Source organism: Maribacter confluentis, assembly GCF_030505015.1.
GTDB classification, from domain to species: Bacteria; Bacteroidota; Bacteroidia; order Flavobacteriales; family Flavobacteriaceae; genus Maribacter; species Maribacter sedimenticola.
Map to the genome: position 1 here is coordinate 3609779 of NZ_JAUKUC010000001.1, position 21404 is coordinate 3631182.

The 21404-nt window shown below is 35.3% G+C and carries 16 protein-coding genes; 11 read left to right on the forward strand and 5 right to left on the reverse strand.

Annotation, left to right across the window (positions count from 1 at the left end; genetic code table 11):
* Positions 1–84: 84 nt before the first annotated feature.
* The 6 genes from Q2T41_RS15860 to Q2T41_RS15885 are packed head-to-tail and all read left to right on the forward strand — an operon-like array spanning position 85 to position 6214.
* Positions 85–630, forward strand: a complete 546-nt coding sequence (locus Q2T41_RS15860; protein WP_304436878.1) for a heme NO-binding domain-containing protein — start codon at positions 85–87, stop codon at positions 628–630.
* A complete protein-coding gene (locus tag Q2T41_RS15865; RefSeq protein WP_304436879.1) occupies positions 620–2986 on the forward strand; it encodes a PAS domain-containing sensor histidine kinase in 2367 nt (788 codons plus the stop codon). Before Q2T41_RS15860 ends, Q2T41_RS15865 begins: the two co-directional genes overlap by 11 nt.
* Positions 2983–4122 carry an FIST signal transduction protein gene (locus Q2T41_RS15870; protein WP_304436880.1) on the forward strand — a complete coding sequence of 380 codons (1140 nt, stop codon included), beginning with the start codon at positions 2983–2985 and terminating at the stop codon, positions 4120–4122. Before Q2T41_RS15865 ends, Q2T41_RS15870 begins: the two co-directional genes overlap by 4 nt.
* Complete coding sequence (locus Q2T41_RS15875; RefSeq protein WP_304436881.1) at positions 4122–5186, forward strand: sensor histidine kinase; 1065 nt, start codon at positions 4122–4124, stop codon at positions 5184–5186. The genes Q2T41_RS15870 and Q2T41_RS15875 overlap by 1 nt, the downstream gene beginning before the upstream one ends.
* A complete protein-coding gene (locus Q2T41_RS15880; protein ID WP_304436882.1) occupies positions 5183–5503 on the forward strand; it encodes an Hpt domain-containing protein in 321 nt (106 codons plus the stop codon). Before Q2T41_RS15875 ends, Q2T41_RS15880 begins: the two co-directional genes overlap by 4 nt.
* On the forward strand, positions 5504–6214 hold the full coding sequence (locus tag Q2T41_RS15885; protein ID WP_304436883.1) for a LytR/AlgR family response regulator transcription factor: 711 nt from the start codon (positions 5504–5506) through the stop codon (positions 6212–6214).
* Positions 6215–6321: 107 nt separating this feature from the next.
* Here Q2T41_RS15885 and Q2T41_RS15890 read toward each other — a convergent pair whose 3' ends face one another.
* Both Q2T41_RS15890 and Q2T41_RS15895 read right to left on the reverse strand, forming a co-directional pair.
* Positions 6322–6459 (reverse strand): hypothetical protein, encoded by a 138-nt coding sequence (locus Q2T41_RS15890; protein ID WP_304436884.1) that lies wholly within the window; start codon positions 6457–6459, stop codon positions 6322–6324.
* Between the two features lie 1317 nt (positions 6460–7776).
* The gene (locus tag Q2T41_RS15895) at positions 7777–9840 is read right to left on the reverse strand and encodes a tetratricopeptide repeat protein (RefSeq protein ID WP_304436885.1); all 2064 of its coding nucleotides are present in this window, start codon (positions 9838–9840) and stop codon (positions 7777–7779) included.
* Positions 9841–10063: 223 nt separating this feature from the next.
* Here Q2T41_RS15895 and Q2T41_RS15900 point away from each other — a divergent pair, with 223 nt between their 5' ends.
* From Q2T41_RS15900 to Q2T41_RS15915, 4 genes are all read left to right on the forward strand, one after another.
* Positions 10064–10351 carry a hypothetical protein gene (locus Q2T41_RS15900; protein ID WP_304436886.1) on the forward strand — a complete coding sequence of 96 codons (288 nt, stop codon included), beginning with the start codon at positions 10064–10066 and terminating at the stop codon, positions 10349–10351.
* Positions 10352–10438: 87 nt separating this feature from the next.
* Positions 10439–11575 (forward strand): response regulator, encoded by a 1137-nt coding sequence (locus tag Q2T41_RS15905; RefSeq protein ID WP_304436887.1) that lies wholly within the window; start codon positions 10439–10441, stop codon positions 11573–11575.
* A 35-nt stretch (positions 11576–11610) separates the two neighbouring features.
* Positions 11611–12891, forward strand: coding sequence for an MATE family efflux transporter (locus Q2T41_RS15910; RefSeq protein ID WP_304436888.1), 1281 nt, complete (start codon positions 11611–11613; stop codon positions 12889–12891).
* A 27-nt stretch (positions 12892–12918) separates the two neighbouring features.
* Complete coding sequence (locus Q2T41_RS15915) at positions 12919–14148, forward strand: glycosyltransferase (RefSeq protein WP_304436889.1); 1230 nt, start codon at positions 12919–12921, stop codon at positions 14146–14148.
* A gap of 46 nt (positions 14149–14194) precedes the next feature.
* On the opposite strand, the gene Q2T41_RS15920 is transcribed toward Q2T41_RS15915, so the two are convergent.
* The 3 genes from Q2T41_RS15920 to Q2T41_RS15930 are packed head-to-tail and all read right to left on the reverse strand — an operon-like array spanning position 14195 to position 20029.
* A complete protein-coding gene (locus Q2T41_RS15920; RefSeq protein WP_367186888.1) occupies positions 14195–15715 on the reverse strand; it encodes a glycoside hydrolase 5 family protein in 1521 nt (506 codons plus the stop codon).
* 2 nt (positions 15716–15717) lie between these two features.
* Positions 15718–16941, reverse strand: a complete 1224-nt coding sequence (locus tag Q2T41_RS15925; protein WP_304436891.1) for a hypothetical protein — start codon at positions 16939–16941, stop codon at positions 15718–15720.
* A gap of 1 nt (position 16942) precedes the next feature.
* Positions 16943–20029 carry a hypothetical protein gene (locus tag Q2T41_RS15930; protein ID WP_304436892.1) on the reverse strand — a complete coding sequence of 1029 codons (3087 nt, stop codon included), beginning with the start codon at positions 20027–20029 and terminating at the stop codon, positions 16943–16945.
* Positions 20030–20220: 191 nt separating this feature from the next.
* Between Q2T41_RS15930 and Q2T41_RS15935 the strand changes: the two genes are divergently transcribed.
* Positions 20221–21132, forward strand: coding sequence for a response regulator (locus Q2T41_RS15935; protein WP_304436893.1), 912 nt, complete (start codon positions 20221–20223; stop codon positions 21130–21132).
* Positions 21133–21404 lie beyond the last annotated feature (272 nt).

Consider the following 21404-nt stretch of genomic DNA (forward strand, 5'->3'; position numbering starts at 1 on the left):
AAAAAGTAGTTTTCACAACATTTCTTTACTTATATGTATTATTTTTCCTACGTTTGATGCCGTAGTAATAGTTTATATTTTTAAATGAAAGGAATTGTATTTACAGAATTTCTGGAAATGGTAGAGACCCAATTTGGTCTTGAAACCGTGGACAGGATTATAGAAAAATCAGATTTGCCATCAGAAGGCATATATACTTCGGTAGCTACCTATGAATTTAATGAGATGGTTGCTTTGATTACACATTTAAGTGAAGAAGTAAATTTACCTGCCGGTGATTTGATCTATGCATTTGGACTTTATTTGTTTACAAGTCTAAGCAAGGCCCACCCAGAGGTCATACAAAGTTATAGGTCCCCAATTGCCCTATTATATTCCATAGAGGACCATATTCACGTTCACGTTAAAAAATTATACCCCGAAGCGGAATTGCCTTCTTTCAAAATTCTTGAGAAAACGGACAATTCCCTATCTATGATTTATACCTCTACCAGAGGTTTGTACAGGTTGGCAGAAGGTTTGATCGAGAAATCTTTTGAGCACTTTAATGGTAAAGCCAGTATCACGTATGAACTATTGAAGGATGATGGTACGGAAGTAAAATTTGATATCGTGCAAAATGGACAATAATGAGGTTTCTCTTCTGAAAAAAGCCCTTGAGCGACAAAAAAAAGCCAGAAAACAGGCGGAAAAAATTTTAGAGGATAAGTCTAAGGAATTGTATGATGTAACCCGTCATTTGCGGGAAAGTAATGCCAAACTTGAAAATCTACTTAGTGAAAAAACGTCAGAGCTAGACGGTGTGTTTATCAACATCATAGATCCTTACGTAGTTATGGACCTTAGTTTTAATGTGATAAACATGAATAGGTCCGCTAAGGAATTTTTAGGATTTGACCACAATATCAATAAAGTCCACCTTTCTAAATTTATTCATCCAGAGTTTATGGACTATACCATAGAGTCCATGCGTTCCTTAATGGAAGTGGGTACCTTAACAAATTATCGTGCCAAAATTATATTGGACGAGGCTACCGTAAAGTGGGTACAGATCAATGGTAGTTTAATTTACAATAAGAATCGTAAACCAATTGCCGCACAAGGTATTTTAAGGGATATTACCCAAGAAATGGAAGTTAAAAAATTGCTTTCGGAGCAAAAAAAGCAGTTAGATATTATTGTGGAAAATTCCCCCTTAGGTATCATATTGGCCAAAGATGGTCAAATAGTAAAGGCAAACAACACTTTTGTGGAAATGTTGGGTTACCAAGAAAAGGAATTAAAAAAGGTTACCCTAAACACCATTTCCGAACCGGATAATGAAACAGAGAGAGATGGTAACATTAATGAGGGGTTGAATAAGGTTACTTCAATAGTAAAATTTATTAGGAAGAACGGATCAAAATTTACGGCCAAGACCACCATGACTTCCATCTCTGAAAATGAAGTAAAGTCAGATTATCAGGTTGCGATCATTGAGGATATTTCTAAGGAACTGGAAGCGGAAAGAAAACTTAAAGCATCTGAAAGTAGATTATCTGCCTTAATTTCCAATTTACAAACAGGTGTTCTTTTGGAAGATGAAGATGGTAAGATTGCCTTGACGAACCAAAAGTTCTGTAATATTTTCAATATTAAGGACAAACCTGCAGAGCTAATAGGGAAGGATTGCGATTCTTATGAAGAACTTAATAAGCATCAATTTAGAAAACCTGATCAATTTATACAGCGCATTGCAGATATTTTAGCAAAAAAGGAAACCACATTGGCTGATGAACTTGAAATGATCGATGGCCGAATTTTAGAACGGGATTTTATTCCTATTAATAATGATGGCGCATATAAAGGACATCTATGGGCCTATAATGATGTAACCATCAGCAAGAACTATAGAAAGAACCTAGAAGTTCAACGAGAAAAATATAGCAGTATTATTGCGAATATGAACTTAGGTTTGGTAGAGGTAGACAATGATGATGTTATCCAAATGGTTAACCAGAGTTTCTGTAAAATGAGCGGGTATAGTGAAGATGAACTTATTGATAAAGTGGCATCGCGCGTAATTCAGTTTAAGGAAGAGCAAATAATATCCCAGAAAAATGCCAGTAGGCTAAAAGGTAAAGTAGATTCTTACGAGGTTGAGGTGATCCATAAAAACAATTCCGTAAAGCATTGGCTTATCAGTGGTGCTCCCAGATTTAGCGATACGGGTAAGGTGATAGGTTCTATTGGTATTCACTTGGATATTACGGACCAAAAACATTTGGAACTGCAAAAGGAAAAGTTGTTAAATGAATTGGAGAATAGTAACCAAGGGCTACAGGAATATGCGCATATCGTTTCACATGATCTTAAGTCGCCATTGCGCAGTATTAGTGCATTGGCAACATGGCTATACGAGGATTATAAAGATGTACTTGATGACGGGGGTAAGCAGAACCTTGAACTAATGCAGGAAAAAGTTGGTTCAATGGATAAATTGATTCATGGCATTTTGGAATATTCAACAGCAAATAGTTCTGAACTTGATAATTCTAATGTAGACTTGAACGATGTAATTACGGATATTGCGGAGATTATATATATACCGGAACATGTACAGTTACGTGTGCCGGTAAAATTACCGGTCATAATGGCTGATAAAACCAAAATGCATCAGGTCTTTCAGAATATTATAGGTAATGCCGTTGTCCATATTGAGAGAGAGCATGGTATGGTAGAAGTATTTTGTAAGGAAGAAAGTGATTTTTGGCATTTTACCGTAAGTGATAATGGTGTGGGTATACCCAAAGAATACCATAAAAAGATTTTTGACATATTTCAATCTATAGGCCATAACGAACGTTCAACAGGAATAGGACTTTCCATAGTTAAAAAAATTGTGGACCGTTACCATGGTAAAGTATGGATCGATAGTACGGTTGGCCAAGGAACCCAATTTCATTTCACCATAAAAAAGAATGAAACGTTAGAAGAACTTCCATGAAAATCATTCAAGCAATTAAAAAGCCCAACGCACCCTTTGTTTTTAAAGGATGTTCCAGTGGAAAACATTTAAAAAATCCCCTTGTTTTGGTTTTTGGCAATAGGTATATGTTAGAGGCCGATTCTATTTATGAAGAGGTCAAGGCTCTTTTTACAGATGCGCATGTGGTTTTTGGTTCTACGTCAGGAGAGATTATAGATGATACCGTTTTAGATGGTACCATTGTCCTAACGGCAATAGAATTCGAGAAAAGCTCTATTCTGGTTCACAGAAGCAATGTAGGTGAACATAACAACAATGATGAAAAGTTGGGACAACATTTAATGGGGCAGTTTCCTAAAGAGGATTTAAAGCATTTGTTTATAATCTCAGAAGGTAGTACGGTCAATGGGAGTGCGCTTATTAACGGTTTGGAAAAACATAAGCATAGTATGATAAGTTTGTCCGGTGGTTTATGTGGAGATGACGATCGTTTTGAAAGGACTTTGGTCTCTTATAACGAAAATCCCAAAGAGGGTGAAATTGTGGCCATAGGTTTTTATGGAAGCTCTTTGGAAATAACCAGTGCCAATTTTGGTGGATGGACACCTTTTGGTCCCGAGAGAATTATTACGAAAGCTCAAGGCAATATACTGTATGAACTTGATGGTAAACCTGCTTTGGACCTCTACAAGAATTATTTGGGCGAGAAAGCCAAGGAGTTGCCAAAATCCGCTTTATTGTATCCGCTTAGTGTTCGTACCAGTGAGGAATCTGAACCTTTGGTGCGTACCATCTTAAATATTGATAATAAGAAAAATGCTATGATACTTGCCGGTGATGTACCTATTGGATCTAAGGTGCAGTTAATGATGTCCTCTGTAGATGATATTGCAAGTGGGGCATATAGCGCTGCGGAACTTGCCATGAAAGGAAGAAATAATAATCCAGAGATTGCCCTGTTGATCAGTTGTATAGGACGTAAATTGGTTATGGACCAAAGAACAGAAGAGGAAATAGAAGAAGTAAAGTCTGTTATTGGGGAAAATACTTTTATTACCGGTTTTTACTCTTATGGTGAAATGGCGCCATTTCAAGGTCAGGATCAATGTAAACTCCATAACCAGACTATGACCTTAACCTTATTCAGCGAATAATGCATTCATTAATAAAAAGACAATTAAAGAAACATCTCTCTGATGAATTGCAAAATAATAAGGAAATTGCCAATTTTCTTGATGCAGTAGATAAATCATATGAAAATTATGATGAAAAACTGTCTATGATGCATAGGGCTTCTACAATTAGTTCCAAGGAATTGTACGAGGCAAACCAAAGATTAAAGGAAGAAGCGGATCAACAAAAGAATATTCTAAATTCCTTAATGGAGGCCATCCATAGTCTTACGGAAAATTTAAATGAAGAACAGTTGTTCGATCATGAAAAATTAAACGAGTTCAATGCAGCGTACCTCGCCGAAAACATAAGTAACCTGGCATCCAAGGTTTCTGATATGACTGCAGAAAAAGATAAATTGCTCGTTAGTCTAGAAGTACAGAACCAGTCTTTGAACAATTATGCCCAAATGGTCTCACATGATTTAAAATCCCCCATACGTAATATCAATGCTTTAATGAATTGGATAATGGAGGATGAAAAAGAGAAATTTTCTACGAACAGTAAGGAGAACTGTACATTGATCTCACAAAATCTTGAAAAAATGGATAAGTTGATTACCGGTATACTTAACCATGCTACCCTAGGACAAACAGAAGAATTAAAGGTCTCTTTTGATCTTACCGAAACTTTAAAGGAAATAGAAAACACCATTTTTGTTCCTGAACATATTGTTTTTGAATACGCTGATAACTTACCAAATATGTATTTTGAGCGAGATAGACTTGAACAATTATTCATGAATTTATTCACCAATGCCGTCACTGCAACGGAACATGTTGAAAAAGGAATTATTTCCATTGGTTATGAACATGATGAGGTTTACTGGAAATTCAGTGTAACTGACAATGGAAAAGGTATCGCCAAAAAGCACCAAGATGGGCTTTTTCAAATGTTCAAAAAATTGGAAACCGATAACAATGCTACAGGAATTGGACTTGCTATTGTTAAGAAAATTGTAGTTCTTTATGAAGGAGAAGTTTGGTTGACCTCTACAGAAAATGAAGGAACTACTTTTTATATCACTTTAAAGAAGAATTCATGATAGAACGGCCAAATTTAAAGTATGTGGATGAACTGGCTGGCGATGATATCGCCTTTAGAAATCAGTTTATTGAAATAATCAAGGATGAGTTTCCCATAGAAAAGAAAGAATATTTAGACCATATTGCGCAAAATAAACTAAAGGAAACCGCGGAAATGGTACATAAGCTTAAGCATAAATTCAATATTTTAGGAATGGAAAAGTCCTATCAGCTAGCAGTGGATTATGAGAAGGAGCTACTTATGGGAAAGACAAATAGTGAACCAAAGTTCATGACAGTTTTAGACACTATAGAATCATATATAAAAACGATTTAAATGAATTGTATAATAATTGACGATGAAGCAACGGCTAGGGCCATTGTAAAAAAATTATGCTCTAAAATCCCTGATTTGGATGTAATCGAGGAGTTTGATAATGCTATTTCGGCAATTAAATTTTTAAACCAACAACATATTGACATCGTCTTTTTAGATATACATATGCCTGGCTTTAGCGGTGTTGATTTTGTACAGACTTTAAAAAACCCCCCACATATCGTACTTACGACTTCAGATACCAATTTTGCTATTGAGGCTTATGAATATGAATGCATCGTTGATTATTTGGTTAAACCCATTACCCAAGAACGCTTTGATAAATGCATTAGTAAAATAGAAAGTATTGGTTATCAAACTTCTAAATCCCAGCAAACAACAAAAACCAATGCCAATGAGGGAGAGGATCTTTATATTAATATTGATAGGCGGTTAATAAAACTTAAGCTCAATGAAATATTGGTTATTGAGGCCAAAGGTGATTATATTGATGTTAAGACCGAAAAAGAAGAGTACAGGGTGCATACTACTTTAAAGAAAATTAAGGAGAAGCTTCCTGAAAAATTGTTCTTACAGATTCATCGATCTTATATCATTAATTTTACAAAGATTATTGATATTGAGGATAACAGTGTTTTGATCGCAAAAAACGTGGTTCCCATTAGTAGGTCCAATAGACCGGAATTAATGAGAAGGTTAAACCTTTTATAATATGCCTATGGGTATCCCATGCAGGTCTACCAATTTTCTTGAATTATAGTTTTGAATATTTCTATTAATTGACTTTGATCTACCGGTTTTATAACATAACCGGTAAGTTACTCTAAATTATCGGTCCGTTTTTTATCACTTTCAAGCATGGAAGAACTTACCATGTAAATATTGACCTTATTGGTAATTAGTAGTTTTAGTTTATTAAATTCCGCCAAAAAACCCCATCCATCTAAGAAAGGCATACTAATATCTCAATAAAATAACTTCTGGTAAAGGAGTCTTTTCATTGGTGCATTGTGTAATGTATTCATTAGCACGCTCTCCATCAATAAAACTAGTTACTTCAAAGAATTTGATATTTGTTAAATTGTTCTTTCTGTCACAAACAGATAGAGTTCATCATCATAAACAAGTAAAATATTGGACTTCATATGCTTGCTTAAAAAATTAGTTAAATTTAGTGCCTTTTCCTACTTCACTTACAATTTACATAGCGGCGTTGAGTGCCTCTAATTGAGATTTTATCAATAATTCCCTTATCGGACCTATTTCTATGAAACCTTTTGTAAAGGTTAGAATATTTTCACCATGCTGGTCCAAACTTAAACCTATACCAATATTTTAAACCTAAAGCATTTTATTATTGTTTTCCTAGACGAATTTAACCATGATGTAGGAGGATTCATTTTTCTACCCATATTTAAGGACATTTCATATAAAATTGTGGAGGATGCTTTGCAAATAAAATTCTGAGTAGGTTAGTGGTCCCAAGCTATAAAATTTTGCTTGACCTCAATATCCCCATTGGTCAAAAGTGTTTCGGTAATTTCATGTTTCAACACATGTATTAACCCAGGTACGTTGATTTCTGTTATTCTAATTTCCTTATTCGCTAAAAATGATTGCGCATAAACACCTACTTGTTTGTTCTATAATTGTCCTATTATCAAAGAATCCTGGCTATAACGTACCGCCCTAAAAATTAATGTCCGTTAAAATCAATGAATCTAAATTGATTTTAATCCGTTTTTTTCTTGATAAGGTTTATAAAAGGTAGTATAAGTTCTTTATGCTTATACATAGAGTCAAAATCATTGGGATAGTTCAATGTAGCCCAATAATAGGTATTTCATAATAATTTGAAACTATCTTCCATTAATTTATTTTTCTTGAAAGTTGTTGCTGTTATTTTTGAATAAATTGCTAATTGTTTGATTTAACAATCTTTATAAAAAGAGTATAAGAATATTGTTAGTGTAAACAAGGGAAGATATAGGCTAACCAACATTTTAAAAACTCTTGTCCACATGGATATTCGTTTAGAGTTTCATTTTTATAGGTACGCTATATCGGTTTTTTTGGGGATAACTACTACTTACGTTAAAGTAGCTAAATCTCTTAAGTTTGTATTATTTTAAAATATTATTTCTGATTTGATAAAGTTCTCCAAATAAGATTAAAATAAACACTTAATGTAATCTGACAATGAATTATTATAGCTCGTTTTTATTTATAGATAAGATAAAATCCTTTATTTCTTAAATGTGATTACTTACCTATCAATCTTGCAGTTTAAGGGTTTTAAAAAAAAGTGGTTTGCTTAAAAAGAGCCATTTTGCCTTCAACCCAATCTCAGTAAATTCAAAACCAGCAGCAGTGGCAGATGCAATATTACTGTACTTACCATATATATTTAAACTGAATCTTTTTGAGAATTGATGTTGAATGGAGGTTTCCGCTCTAAAAATGGTAGTATTTGGGTCAGATTCTACCCGTTGTATTCCTGTTGCCGCACTTGCCATATAGGTTGTCTTATCACTGAACGTTCCTCTAATATCGCCAAAGATTTCTATAGCCCTATATTTTTCCGGACTAAAATAGATGGTTGGTAGTTGATCCTTAAAAGTGATATATTGATAATTAATTCCCATTTTTAATGCCGGCTTTTGCAGTACAGTATAATATAATGAGGTGAAGAGTAAATTTCGCGTGTTCGTATCACTTTGTTGGGTGTGCATTAATTGGGTATACCATCCTAAGTTAATGTTCGTGCCCAAATTATAGTTTAACCCATAATGGTGCTGAATAATTTCTCGTTCAATAAGGTCTGCATTAAAGTTCTGTACTTCACGTTGATATCCCAAATTTAAGTTTTGAAGTTTTAATGGCCTTAACATTAGTTTTATATCTATTACCGGTTGGGTATAGGAATCGGACATAAACCTAGAATTGTTGAATCCTAAGATTGACTTTAATAAGGTTTTGGGCAATAATTTATAGTGTAGACCTGCCAATACTACATGAGATTTAGCTTGATTGTTGGTTACCGTATTTTCTGTTGTTCTATAAAAATAGGACAGGGTAGTCCTAAACTTGGTAGAAAAAGGGACCTCAACTGTAGTGTTGGTAAAATAGGCTACATTTTTGCCATTATCAAAGGTATAGGCAGCGTGTTCTTCTATAGTGGGGGTGTGCATTAAATTTAGTTTTTCTATAAAGCCTTTTGCATCCTTTTGGTTTTTATAATATGTAAGGGTTTGGTTTGCCATATGATAGGCCGGTAGTATACGGTCTTCCGCAAATAATGCATTAGCCTTCCCTAAATTTCCATCAAAGGAAGTACTGTCGTTGGTCAATATTTTGTTATAATTCTCTACACTGGATTTGGAATTGCCGGTATAAAGGCCTAGTGTGGCCTTTAAAGCATAAATATAATTACGGTTTGGCATGGCATTTTCCAAACTGTCAATTTGTTTTTTCGCACTAATAAATTTTCGGTTCCATATAAGTGCTTGTACATAACGATCATACGTACGTTCTTTTAATTCCTCATCGTTAATATGAAGGACTTTGGCTATAGCGGACGATGAAATTTTAAGAGCTTCTTTGTCATTCTCATCTATATGCGCTGCCAAGGCTATTCCGTTAAGGGATTTTATAGAATCTTTTGGCGTTACGGCTAGTTGATTATAGGTGGCCTTGGCTTTATCTACCTGTTTTGTTATGAGGTAAAGGTTGGCCAAATTCAATAGGGCATCCTTATCTTCTGGAAAATCAATAAAAATTTCTTTTAATAACTCTTCTGCTTTTTGATACAATTGGTCATTTATGAACTGATTGGCATATCCTAATTTTATATATTTTCTGGAAGTCTGTGCACTTAAGCTATTGGGTTGAATCAACAATGCTTTTTCTACCCATAGCAAAGCATTTTTATACTCTTTAAGATTGCTTAAGGTATTGGCAAGTCCTAATACTGCGCCAAACTGATTGGGATTTTTATTGACCAAATCTATATATAATGGCTTTGCGCGCTCATATTCTTTGGCCCATAGGAAAGATTCATTATAGTTGATTTGAATCTCAAAATCTTCTGGATAGTCCAATAATAAATTGGCGAACAGAGCGGTTGCTTTTTCTGGTTCACCACTCAATCCTACCGCTCTTCCATAGCAAAGTCGTGCCGTTTTATTTTCAGGGTCTGTTTTAAGATACGCTTCAAAGAACTCTTCAGCTTCTTGAAAATTTCCTTTTTCCAATAGAGTAAAACCTGAATCCATTTTGGATTGCGCGCTTAAAACCATAGTAGTAAGCAAAAAAAGGAATATAATTTTCTGTATCATTTAATGTAAGATTATTACCACAAATACCTAACGTAAATTTTTTCGTTTTATTAGTTTTATATATTTTATAAAGGTAGTATGAGTATGTAATTATTTGGAAGTATGATAGTTGTAGCTCAACTACAGTTAAAGGTTATTGGTCTATGTGGTGCTATTATAAACTACTGAAAAAAAGATATTTGTACCGGAAATAGTTAAAGAATAGGACGTATGGTAACTAGAAATGAAAAATGAACTTTATAAGAGTACGGGCTCAATTGACAAGAATTTAAATAATCAAATAGATATTTTTAAATGTATTGTTCGTAAAAATTATGCTATAAATTTTTGGTTAGGTTTAGTGGAAGAGGGAGTAGTGTGGTTAGCTACTTCCTTTTTAAAAACGTTAGATAATAAGAACCAATGTCTAAATCCTTTCAACTTTTTACCCGCAAATTTTTTTGTCAAACAACCATTAATGACGTCAATGAATTTTAACTATATCAATGCTATGCATCGTATTGATATTTGAATTACATCAAATAATTAACACTATTATCTTACAATATAATAAGAATAAAACGTTATATGTAAGTTAAATCTTACCTAAATTTTAAAAATGAAAATTTTAACTATAGATGATCAACAGCTTATTCTTTTATCTGTTGAAAAACGTTTGACAGAGTTGGGTTATCAAGTAATGACCGCTAATTCTGGCCAGAAGGGCATAGCCTTGTTCAATTCTTTTGAGCCTGATTTGGTTCTTGTTGATATCAATATGCCAGATATGTCTGGTCTGGATGTAGTTAAACATATCAAGACAAGTAGTAGTAAAAATATTCCTGTATTAGTAATGTCCGGTAATACCGAGGAGCATATAATTATGGATGGTTTTACTTTGGGCATTGATGATTATATGAAAAAACCGGTAAGTCTAGATGAAATGGCCGCTCGTATAAAACGTCTTATCGGTTCTCCTGAAATTGTAACAACACAAACCTCAAATGCGTCAAGAATGTTGCAAAAAAACTGTGTGGGTGTGGTCATACCTTGTTATAATGAAGAAGAGCGACTTCTTAGTATGCAGTTCAAGGATTTTGCGCATAAGAATCTAGGATACCATTTATGCTTTGTCAACGATGGTAGCACGGATAATACGTTGTCAGTACTTCAGGAGCTCCAAAAAGGAAGCGAGAATAATATAAGTGTATATAACTGTGAAAAAAATGGCGGTAAGGCACAGGCCGTTAGGCAGGGCATGCTGCATTTGGCTGAAGATACCCAGCTGGATTATATTGGTTTTCTGGATGCGGACCTCTCTACGGATTTTAGGGATTTTGATGATTTGGTAAGCACGTTGGACCAATCTGATTTTAAGATTGTCAGCGGGTCAAGAATGAGTAGAATGGGAGCCGATATTACTAAGGAATCCGCACGAAAAATCATAAGTAAAACCATTAACCTCATCATAAGGACTATATTACGGATGCCTTTTAATGATACACAATGTGGGGCAAAAGTGATGGAACGCTCAGTAGTACCCTTACTTTTTAATAAGCCATTTATTACCAAATGGTTATTCGATGTTGAAATGTTCATAAGAATGCGTAAGCATTATGGCAAGACCGAAGCTAAAAAACTTATTTGTGAGCAGCCTTTAAAACGTTGGATCCATGCAGACGGCTCTAAACTTTCCATGAAAGATTCTGTAAAAATAGTTGGTCAACTTGCTAAAATAGCCTTTGTATATAGATAGTATCTCTTGATAGGGCATTTAAAAAGATCGAACTCATGACCACCGTAAAAGTAGCATTGAACAAAGTTTCTTCCAAGCATTTATTTATGGGTAGTGCCATCCTTGTAAACGGCGGTAACTATCTATATAATTTATTACTTGGCCGTATTCTTGGACCGGAAGCATTTGCAGATGCGGCATTGTTGGTTACCTTATTATTGGTTTTATCCTTTGTAGGGATGACATTTCAATTGACAACTACAAAATTTGCCGTACTTTTTTCTGGGAATACATGGACTGTATTTAAAAGTACAATGTATAGATATGCTTTAATGTTTGGGGTATGCACTGGAGTCGTGGTATTTTTCATTTCCGAACAATTGCAAGTGCTTTTTCAAACTGAAAACCATGGGATGTTCAAAATTTTTGCGCTGTCCGTTCCCTTATATTTTTTTATGAGTGTGAATAGAGGAAGGTTTCAGGGCAAACATCATTTCGGTAAACTTGCGGCAACCTATCAAACCGAAATGTGGAGCAGACTTATATTAACATTTTTACTATTGGTGCTTTTACCCCTAGAGTCAAGTTTGTTAATTGCTATGGGTATAGCACTATCTTTTATATTTGGTCTATTTCCTTCTGATATTAAAAATATCCAGGTATTTGCCAAAGAACGTTTAAGCAGTGCGCACTTGAGAGAGGTATGGATATTTATAGGCCTTACCGCAGGTTATGAGCTTACCCAGATTATCATAAACAATAGCGATATCCTTCTGGTAAAACATTATTTTAATGATACGGATGCCGGCCTTTACTCTTCTTTGGCCTTGATTGGGCGTGTTGTATATTTTGTTGCATGGATGTTTGTCATGTTATTAATGCCAACAGTAATCCAAAAACAAAAGTATGGGGAACCCACTGCTCCCATATTATTTAAATATGTCTTTTTCATTAGCGCTTTGTCAAGCACAATAGTTCTTGCATGTTATTGGTTTCCGGAACTGATTATTTCCTTAATGTTCGGTGACGCCTATATTAGTATAGCCCATTTACTTTGGCAATATGCCTTGGCAACCTCATTGTTTGCCATTAGTAACATCTTTGCCTATTATTTTTTGTCCTTAAACCAATATGCCCCCGTTATTCTTTCCGGAATTTTAGGGCTTTCACAAGTAGTTTTGGTAACTCTTTATCATGATAGTCTAGAAACTGTAGTTCAGGTTCAGATAATTGCCATGGTAATTCTGTTAATAGCGCAGGTCATATTTTTTCTTATAAAAAATTCTTCATCTTCTAATAAAAATGATTTAAGGGATGTACGTCCACGTACGCTATAACCACTAAACATATTAAAATTTAATCAAATGAAATTAGCCATTGTAACCGCATACCCTCCTAGTAAAGTAACACTGACCGAGTATGGGTATTATTTAGTAAAACATTTTAGGCTTCAAGAAGAAGTTACGGAACTTATCTTGATCACCGACCATACAAATGCTCCTAAGGATTTAAATTTTGAAGAACAAGGTTGTAAGATTACGGTAAAGGAATGTTGGAATTTTAATAGCTACAAAAACTTAATCAATATTAGTAAGGCTATTTCCCAAACTAAGCCAGATGCTGTTTTATTTAATCTTCAGTTTTTAAAATTTGGGGATAAAAAAGTACCGGCCGCTATGGGACTAATGCTGCCTTTTATTTGTAAAATTAAAGGTATTCCTACCATATCGCTATTGCATAATATTCTTGAAAAAGTAGATTTGGAAAATGCCGGTTTTACCAAGAATAAGGTATTACAGGGTATATATAATTTTATTGGTACTTCATTGACCCGTTTTGTTTTGGCTTCGGATATATTGGCGGTAACCATTAGTAAATATGTGTCTATTTTAGAAGAGAAATACAAGGTTAAAAATGTTGCGTTGATTCCGCATGGCGCTTTTGAAACTCCGCCAGAACCTAGTTATCAACTTCCTGCCGGTCCTAAACAGGTAATGGCTTTTGGTAAATTTGGAACATATAAAAAAGTGGAGATTTTAATAGAGGCGGTAGAAGAAATAAGATCTAGGAGCAATGCTGATATTGAAATCGTCATTGCAGGTACGGATAGCCCAAACACTCCTGGATACTTAGACGGGATAAAGGAGAAATATAGTCATGTTCCAAAAATTAGGTTTACCGGTTATGTGGCCGAAGAGGATGTTCCAAAACTTTTTGCGGAAAGTGCGGTCACGGTTTTTCCTTACACCTCTACAACAGGTAGCTCCGGTGTATTGCACCAAGCGGGTAGTTATGGTAACGCTGTGGCATTGCCTGACCTTGGTGACTTAAGTACATTGGTAGAGGAAGAAGGATATCAAGGAGAGTTTTTTGATGCTCATAATACTTCATCATTGGCATTGGCAATTGAAAAAATCATTACGGATGATGCCTATAGAATAAAATTGGGCAGACAAAACTATAAGGCTGCCTGTTCATTGCCTATGTCAACCATTACCCAAATGTATATAGATTATTTTAAGGCAATTCAAAAATCCAAGGATACCGGGTACACAATTGATATTCCAGCTATGGAGAAGAAACTGGTTCAATAAGGATTGGTTTGGTTATGAAAAGGGTCGGCAATTTAGCCGACCTTTTTTAATTAATGATCTCTTGGTAGGCGGGCTTTAGGTTTCCTTGATTGTCCAACAACCCAAAATGTTGTTGTTGACTTTTGCGCCAAGGCAATCTGCCTACGACATTATCCGGTACCTCCGTAAAATCATAAAGTGTCCATAATAAGAATGGTAATTTAGCATTGGTGATCATGGTTTGCATTTCCTTATAGTAGTTGGCCTGATCTTCCTCAGAACCCATATAAGCGTTCCAAATACCGTCGTATGATGAATAGCCATATTCCTGTAATACGATTGGTTTATTGTTAATGGCATCTTGTAATGCATTGTAGGATGCTAAAAAATCTTTGGGTTTTCTATAATAATGAAATGAGATGAAATCTAATTCAGTAGTAAGGTTCAATGCGGCTTCTGGATTGGACCAACCAATGGTAATGGGAGTATTGTTATCCCATTTTCGAATTTCCTTTACCATTTGTCCCAACCAAGAAAGTACATTTTCTTTCCCACGTGAGTTAAAATCCAAATCAGGTTCATTTTTAATGTCCCAAGCCTGCAAGGCCTTATGGTCCTTTAATGCCGTTATAATTTTTTCTGCATGTCTATGTGTCAAGGTCCAATCGGCCAATGAATAATCCCCATAAAAATCGAACAGGGTTACTGTGACTTTTAGTTTATTTTTGCTGGCTAGGTCCATGGTACGTAGTAATTGCGACATTTTATCAGTTTCAACAGTCGCTTTACCAAATCCTTCATAGGGTATGAATATTCTAATGGAATTTAGTCCTAAGGATTTGATCTTGCTAAAATCACTGTCAATGATAGTATCTTGAAAATGTTTCCCAAACATATTCCATGGGTTTTCACGTGGATAATAATTAAGCCCTTTAATATCTCTAATTTCTGAAAGAACAGCTTGTGGAATTGATTGATCTGTGGATACTGACACAGGTGTGTTCTCAATTTCTACTAGGTGACGTACACGCCAGAAGCCATCTTCCAATAGTAACATAGCTTGGAATGAACTTTCATAACTCCTTTTTAAGAACGATGTGTTGTCAACAAAAACCTGTTCTTGTATTTGTACGTTCTTATCGGTCAGAACGGCTAACTTACCATCTGCACTATAAAAATTAAGTATGGGGTTATGTTCTATGGTAGTAGTTTTTACTGAAATATTATTCGCTTTATTATGGTCAAGCACTTTATACAGTTTTACTCTTGCGCTATCTGTGTAATAATCGTTTATGCCATAGTGATTGTTTGTTTCTAACGCATTGTTCTTTACGTACCAAGCCTTTACATAATCTCGCTCTAATTCTTGTAAAGTCTGTAATTCCATAGGCCTGCCATCATTGTTTAGCGGCGACCAATTAACCTTGGGCAAATAATTGGAAGTCAGTTGGGCGGGAAGATGTAACATAGTCTTACGGTCTGCACCGGTATTTAAATAGGACCATATAGAACTTATACCGTATAAAATAAGGCCATTCAACGTTAAGAACGTGATCAGTAAAAATGCCCTATATAGATTGCGGTTCATTTTCATTCCAGTGTAATCATTTGTTCTTTAACAATACCGGCCACGTTGGCTTTAATTTTGTAGTTGCCGGATTTAAAATATTCCTGGGGCAGAGCAAACCCAATTTTTCCCAGTCGTGAAGTTTCCCTAATTATAGTGATATAAACACCCTGTTCATCATAAAGTTGTAAGGTAACTGGTAAGCCATCTGGGACAATCTGGTCCATAAAACTTAAAATGTTTTCTACGGTTATTGTACGACCGGTTTTGGACGGTGTTATGTCATAATCCTTAATAGCTGCTGTAAAAGAAACATTTAACGGGCTACTTACTGCTGCACCGGTAATATATGCTTTTACGCTCCAAGTATCTTCTTCGTTAGGGTGAAGAAAACGTGCATTCGCCACCCCGTTCAAAGTTGTTCCGTTTGCGCTTAATTGCAGCCCTTTGGAGTTTGTGGCCAAAAAATGGACCAAAGTACCATCACTGATTACATTGTTATTTACATCCTTTATATCACTGGTGAAAAATGTTATAATTTGGTTGCCGTCCGCAAAACTGTGGTTTCGTTGAAAATCAATTTTAAAATTGGTACCATTTCCTGGATATACAATTGTTGTAAGTTCTTTGGAACTACTAGCGTTACAACTAGAGGTTACTAAAATTCTACCGGCTTGGGTAGGGGCATAAATTGAGGTCCATGCCAAAAGATTATTGATTTCTAAAGTAGTCGTATTAATTTTATCTTGAAATTGAAAGGTGCTTATAACTTCGGTTCCTTGGGATAATGGGTTGTCATAGGCATCAGTGGGTGATATTACATGCATGGAAAAGTCTGTAGCAACGGCAGTGATGCTCCTAGGGCCCAAATAAGATTCTATATGGGTTTTTAACGCTGTATTGGGTGTAATGTCAAAAGCTCCTTCATTTAGAACTTTGGCATTATGCACCAAACTCCAATGGCATATTCCGGATTTTCTAATGAGGTGTTTTGGAAAGTCAAATAGGAATTGATCATTATTAATTTTAGGGGTTAGCACAGTAATACCCAAACTGTTTCTTACCACTAATTTTAACCGATGGTCTAGATTTCCTTTAAAACGTAACTGAAAAGGTTCACCCGCCGCTATTACTTTATTGTACGGCAATAGGGAAATTTTAGTTAGGGCAGGGGGAGTATCATGTGTACTATGCTTGCATCCAACTATAACGAATAAAATTGCAACTATGTAAAAACTTTTTTTCAAATTACTTAGGATTTCCAATATAACCGTTCACTTCAATTTTCATATACGAATACCCTTCTCCCCTTAAAGGTTGCAGTTGCTCAATGGCGTGCCCTTTATCCCTATTTGGAATGGCATTTTCCATTACTGTTTTGTTAGGCATACCGTTTATAAAACAGTTTTCCAAACTAGAATTTATTACAACAAGCCCTGTAAGGTCTTTGGGCTCAAACTCAAAAAATTGCTTTCGCTGAATACGTACACCCTCGGTCAAAAAATGATGCTCTACCCATAGTAATTCTTTTGCATCTGAATAATATGAGACCAATAATTGGGGAATGGTTACCTCTTGAATACCTGAATTAAAAAGTGCGCCTGATATAACGCTAGGGTTAAGTTCAACTTCCTGAATGGTTATTTCTTTATAAAGATCAGTATTTGCCACATTACCTGCGCACTGAATGTTAAATTTTGTGGGCTGTTCCAGAAAATCTATCGGTGTAAATTCATCTGGATCAAAAGTTGGTGGCAAGGTGTCCTTGGTAGATGACCACGCAATTCCTTCAAAATCTATTCTAAAAGTGGTCGTTTCCTTGGGCATTAATTTATGTTTCATCTGGTATTTGCCATTATAACTGGCAAGCTCGGTATTTTGATCGTTGTAAAGGCTTGCTTTAAGAACTACATCAGAAGGTACGTTATCTACATTTTGTAACTCACCTATTATACTGTAACTACCTTTGTTCTTTACCAATTTGGCGGTTAAAATTTCAAGTGTTGGCTGTTTTAATACATCTTCATGATTGGTCTGTTGTGTGGTAATTCGTCTTCTTCCATGATTAAAGAATGATGTACCGTTAGAAGATAATAGCTGATCTGGAGGCAGGTCATTGTCAAATGTATCTGGATTAATATACCATTTGCCATTTTTTTTGACCAGGTCATGCTCGTAAAGTTTTTCTATTTTCTCTAACGGTGTAACCCAATGTGTTAAGACTTTGGCTCTTGCGGCAGTTTGGGTTTCATTAAAAAGTTCAACCCCTATGGAATCTAATTTGGCATATGAACTTAAAATACCATCCGTTACGGAAACTTCTAACATATATTGGGCAATACCTACATTGCTATCTGGGTTTAAATAAGCGTGAGCCCTATTAAACTCTTTAAAATCAAGGGCATCATAATAGGAAACAATTACGTTCTTTGGGGATATTTGTGTGGCGTTAGATAGGTAGAAATGATACATTCCAAAACCTAAAACCAATAGAAGTAGTAATGCCCAAACATGGCTGATATTGACCAATGTCCTAGAAAATTTTTGATAACGTAATTCGTAGTTTAAAAATACGCCCTGTACTAAAGGTCTGGACTTTAACATTCTAAACCAAGCCATCTGTATATTGATAATAAAGGCAATGATTACGGTTAATAGCGGAATAGTACTCCACATAATCTTGAGTAGTACAGAAACATCTTCCTTTTCAATTATTGCAGGAATTGGGGGTACATTTAATTTCTCCCAGACCATGATTCCGTTTTCTAACTGTTGCAGTCTTTGCCAGCCACAGAAATAGAGCAGGGGATCATAAAACTTATCATTGGAGAAAATATATTTCAAATTATACTTTTCAGGAACGGTCAAAAATTGCTGGAGGGAGCCAATTCCTTGAACACCCCTAAATTTTGAATTTTCCAATCTTTCTATAGGCCTTGTAGTTAGTTCTGGAAGCCTTCTTGCGGAATGATAGTTACCATCGACCGTCATGGCATTGGTCTGTGCGGACAACCATGCCATTTGATCACCAAACCCTAAGGGTAAATAGCGCCAATGGTCATGCATATCCTGGCTTAAAAAATTGACGATAGGTAACATGTTTATTTTCTGAGGTTGTGAAGGCCTAAAGTAATTTAGACTCATGGTAAAAATGACCATGGCCAATATACCTCCAGCCAAAAGACCACCTAATATTCTATGGTATACCGCGCCAAAACGATACTGTAAGTTTGCCTTTAGGTCTCCTTCTACAAACCTATACATGAACTCGCCAAATATAGGTAGTGCCATTATCGTGGCCCAAAGCGTAAAACGGTCTAGGGTCAAAATATTAAAAGCGGTTTCCCCTAGGACCAAAAGGGGTACCGGAGTAGTGCCACCGGTTCCCAAAATGGTCAGTGCGGTAAACGATAACCCAAAGAATAAATACCGCTTGCTAAAGTATCTATAGAAGATATAGGGTAGTATAAATAACAATATCCCCCAAGGAATTAAAAAAAAGACCAAGCCAGATGAGGTCACCTCTAAAAAATTATCACGTGAACCATGCGGTATTGGTACTTGGGTAATAGGATTTTTTTTGGAATTGATCCAGTAAGGCAGTATACAGAATATGAACAATAATAACGAGCCAAAACCAAAACCTACTATGCGCCAGAATAATTTTTTAAATTGTTTAAAAAATATTTTGAAGGTTATGGATTTTACATGATCCACTTGATCTTTACTTGCATCCATTATTACCATACCTATTAATGGAAAAATAAAGAATACCATGCCAAAAATAGGGGTAACATGATGGGATGTAACCGTTACCGAAATTAATGACAAGCTCGTAGCTAGATACCTAAGTTTACCGGTTTTTATCCATAAATAAATTTCGGGTAGGGCATGTAGTAAGATTGAAAGTGCCAAAATACTTGGCAATTGCCCAAAAATATGTAATGTCTCTACAAAGGTCGATGAAAATACCGCCAATAGGGCAGTGTATCCTGCAATCTTACGACTTCCAGTCATTAAAAGGGCATATCTGTAAGCACCTGTTATAAAGAGTATTATACCAATTATAGCTATGGTAAACATTCCAAACTTTAGTCCACCTATATAGGATAATGCCGCAATGCTTTGATGTACCAACGGAGGGTAGGCCTGTACGGTAAAACCGGTATACCACCGGTAATCCCATGGTTCAAACCAGCTATTGGCATAATGGTCCGCAAAGAATAGATGAATCAATGCATCATATGTAGTTTCTAGCGTAAAGAATATGCTAGAACCATGGAATGCGACTCCAATAAAAAGTGCCAGTATAAGTAAGACATTTGTCTTTTGCATTAATTGTTAATTGTAAGAAAATATAACAAAACAAAGATAGGTTTATTGTACACTTTCCTCATAATCAACCACCGATGCAAAAATGTCATTCGTCTACAGTAATCCGCATACTACCTTTCATGGCTCCATCTAGGCTATGCTATTGATTAATTTTGTATCGGTTCCAAATCTTATCATTAAACCTAATTACTATGAAAATTTTAGCAATAGATAACGATACTCATGTTTTACTTTTTTTAGAAAGGCACTTATCCCTTTTAGGGTATGAGGTTATTACTACTCATGAAGGTGAAGAGGGTATAGCACTTTTTCATAAGGAAAATCCAGATTTAATTCTTGTGGATATCAATATGCCTGGCTTATTCGGTCTAAATGTTTTAAGACACATACGTTTTGTACATAATTCCAAGACCCCGGTTATAATAATGTTAGAGGAATCCTATGAGCAGATTGCCAGTGCCAATTTAGGACCTGGTGTGGATTATTTTATGAAGAAACCCTTTGGTCTTGATGATATTTCTAAAAAAATTGCACAAGTATTGGATATTAATACCTGTTCTATTAACAATGCTCCTAATGAACAAATGTATAGGAATGACCAAGTAGGTATCGTTGTACCTTGTCAGGATGTAGAGGATGAACTATTGAGTACCACGTTCATAAACATGCCATTTCAAGATTTAGGATATCATATTTGTTTTGTTAACCAAGGAAGTGCTGACCAAACCCAGCCCATATTAGATAGTTTGCAGGATAAATATTCTGGGATTATAAAGGTATGTCAAGGTCATAACCTTGATAATGACGAGGCCATTAGCTTGGGAGTTGAACATCTTTTACAAGATCAAAGTACGCGTTATGTTGGTTTTTTGAATGCTCAGATTACATCAGATTTTACGGATTACAAAGATTTGGTGAAGATTGTAAAGAATTCGGACTTTAAAATTGTCAATGGAGCCAGAATTGCCCGTATGGATAGAAAGGTCTCAAAACAAACGGCCAGGAAAATTATAAGCTCTACCGTACATATTATTATGCAGACGATTTTAAATATTCCGTTTATGGCACATAAAGGACAAGAAGGGGAAGTGAATTATAGTTAATTCTGGGAAAAGGAATTTTAAATTAATGCATATAAAAATTAGGAGATAATACATTTTTAAAATCATAGGTATTATAAAATTTTAGAAGATAAATTTTAGTAAGATTTTGTTTGGTTGTTTAGGTTGTATTTTTTGAAAAAGCCTTAATCCGGTTGTGTGATTAAGGCTTTTTTTTTGTGACCAGATTCGATGAAATGCCCTGTATTATCGTTAATGTATTAAGGGCCTAAACATCAAAAAATACTTTACATCAACAATTTATAGGGCATTGA

Excerpts from the sequence above, each read along its gene's own strand:
- Q2T41_RS15860 (WP_304436878.1), top strand. The coding sequence starts at position 85 with ATGAAAGGAATTGTATTTACAGAATTTCTGGAAATGGTAGAGACCCAA.
- Q2T41_RS15865 (WP_304436879.1), top strand. The coding sequence starts at position 620 with ATGGACAATAATGAGGTTTCTCTTCTGAAAAAAGCCCTTGAGCGACAA.
- Q2T41_RS15870 (WP_304436880.1), top strand. The coding sequence starts at position 2,983 with ATGAAAATCATTCAAGCAATTAAAAAGCCCAACGCACCCTTTGTTTTT.
- Q2T41_RS15875 (WP_304436881.1), top strand. The coding sequence starts at position 4,122 with ATGCATTCATTAATAAAAAGACAATTAAAGAAACATCTCTCTGATGAA.
- Q2T41_RS15880 (WP_304436882.1), top strand. The coding sequence starts at position 5,183 with ATGATAGAACGGCCAAATTTAAAGTATGTGGATGAACTGGCTGGCGAT.
- Q2T41_RS15885 (WP_304436883.1), top strand. The coding sequence starts at position 5,504 with ATGAATTGTATAATAATTGACGATGAAGCAACGGCTAGGGCCATTGTA.
- Q2T41_RS15890 (WP_304436884.1), bottom strand. The coding sequence starts at position 6,459 with ATGCCTTTCTTAGATGGATGGGGTTTTTTGGCGGAATTTAATAAACTA.
- Q2T41_RS15895 (WP_304436885.1), bottom strand. The coding sequence starts at position 9,840 with ATGATACAGAAAATTATATTCCTTTTTTTGCTTACTACTATGGTTTTA.
- Q2T41_RS15900 (WP_304436886.1), top strand. The coding sequence starts at position 10,064 with ATGAAAAATGAACTTTATAAGAGTACGGGCTCAATTGACAAGAATTTA.
- Q2T41_RS15905 (WP_304436887.1), top strand. The coding sequence starts at position 10,439 with ATGAAAATTTTAACTATAGATGATCAACAGCTTATTCTTTTATCTGTT.
- Q2T41_RS15910 (WP_304436888.1), top strand. The coding sequence starts at position 11,611 with ATGACCACCGTAAAAGTAGCATTGAACAAAGTTTCTTCCAAGCATTTA.
- Q2T41_RS15915 (WP_304436889.1), top strand. The coding sequence starts at position 12,919 with ATGAAATTAGCCATTGTAACCGCATACCCTCCTAGTAAAGTAACACTG.
- Q2T41_RS15920 (WP_367186888.1), bottom strand. The coding sequence starts at position 15,715 with ATGAACCGCAATCTATATAGGGCATTTTTACTGATCACGTTCTTAACG.
- Q2T41_RS15930 (WP_304436892.1), bottom strand. The coding sequence starts at position 20,029 with ATGCAAAAGACAAATGTCTTACTTATACTGGCACTTTTTATTGGAGTC.
- Q2T41_RS15935 (WP_304436893.1), top strand. The coding sequence starts at position 20,221 with ATGAAAATTTTAGCAATAGATAACGATACTCATGTTTTACTTTTTTTA.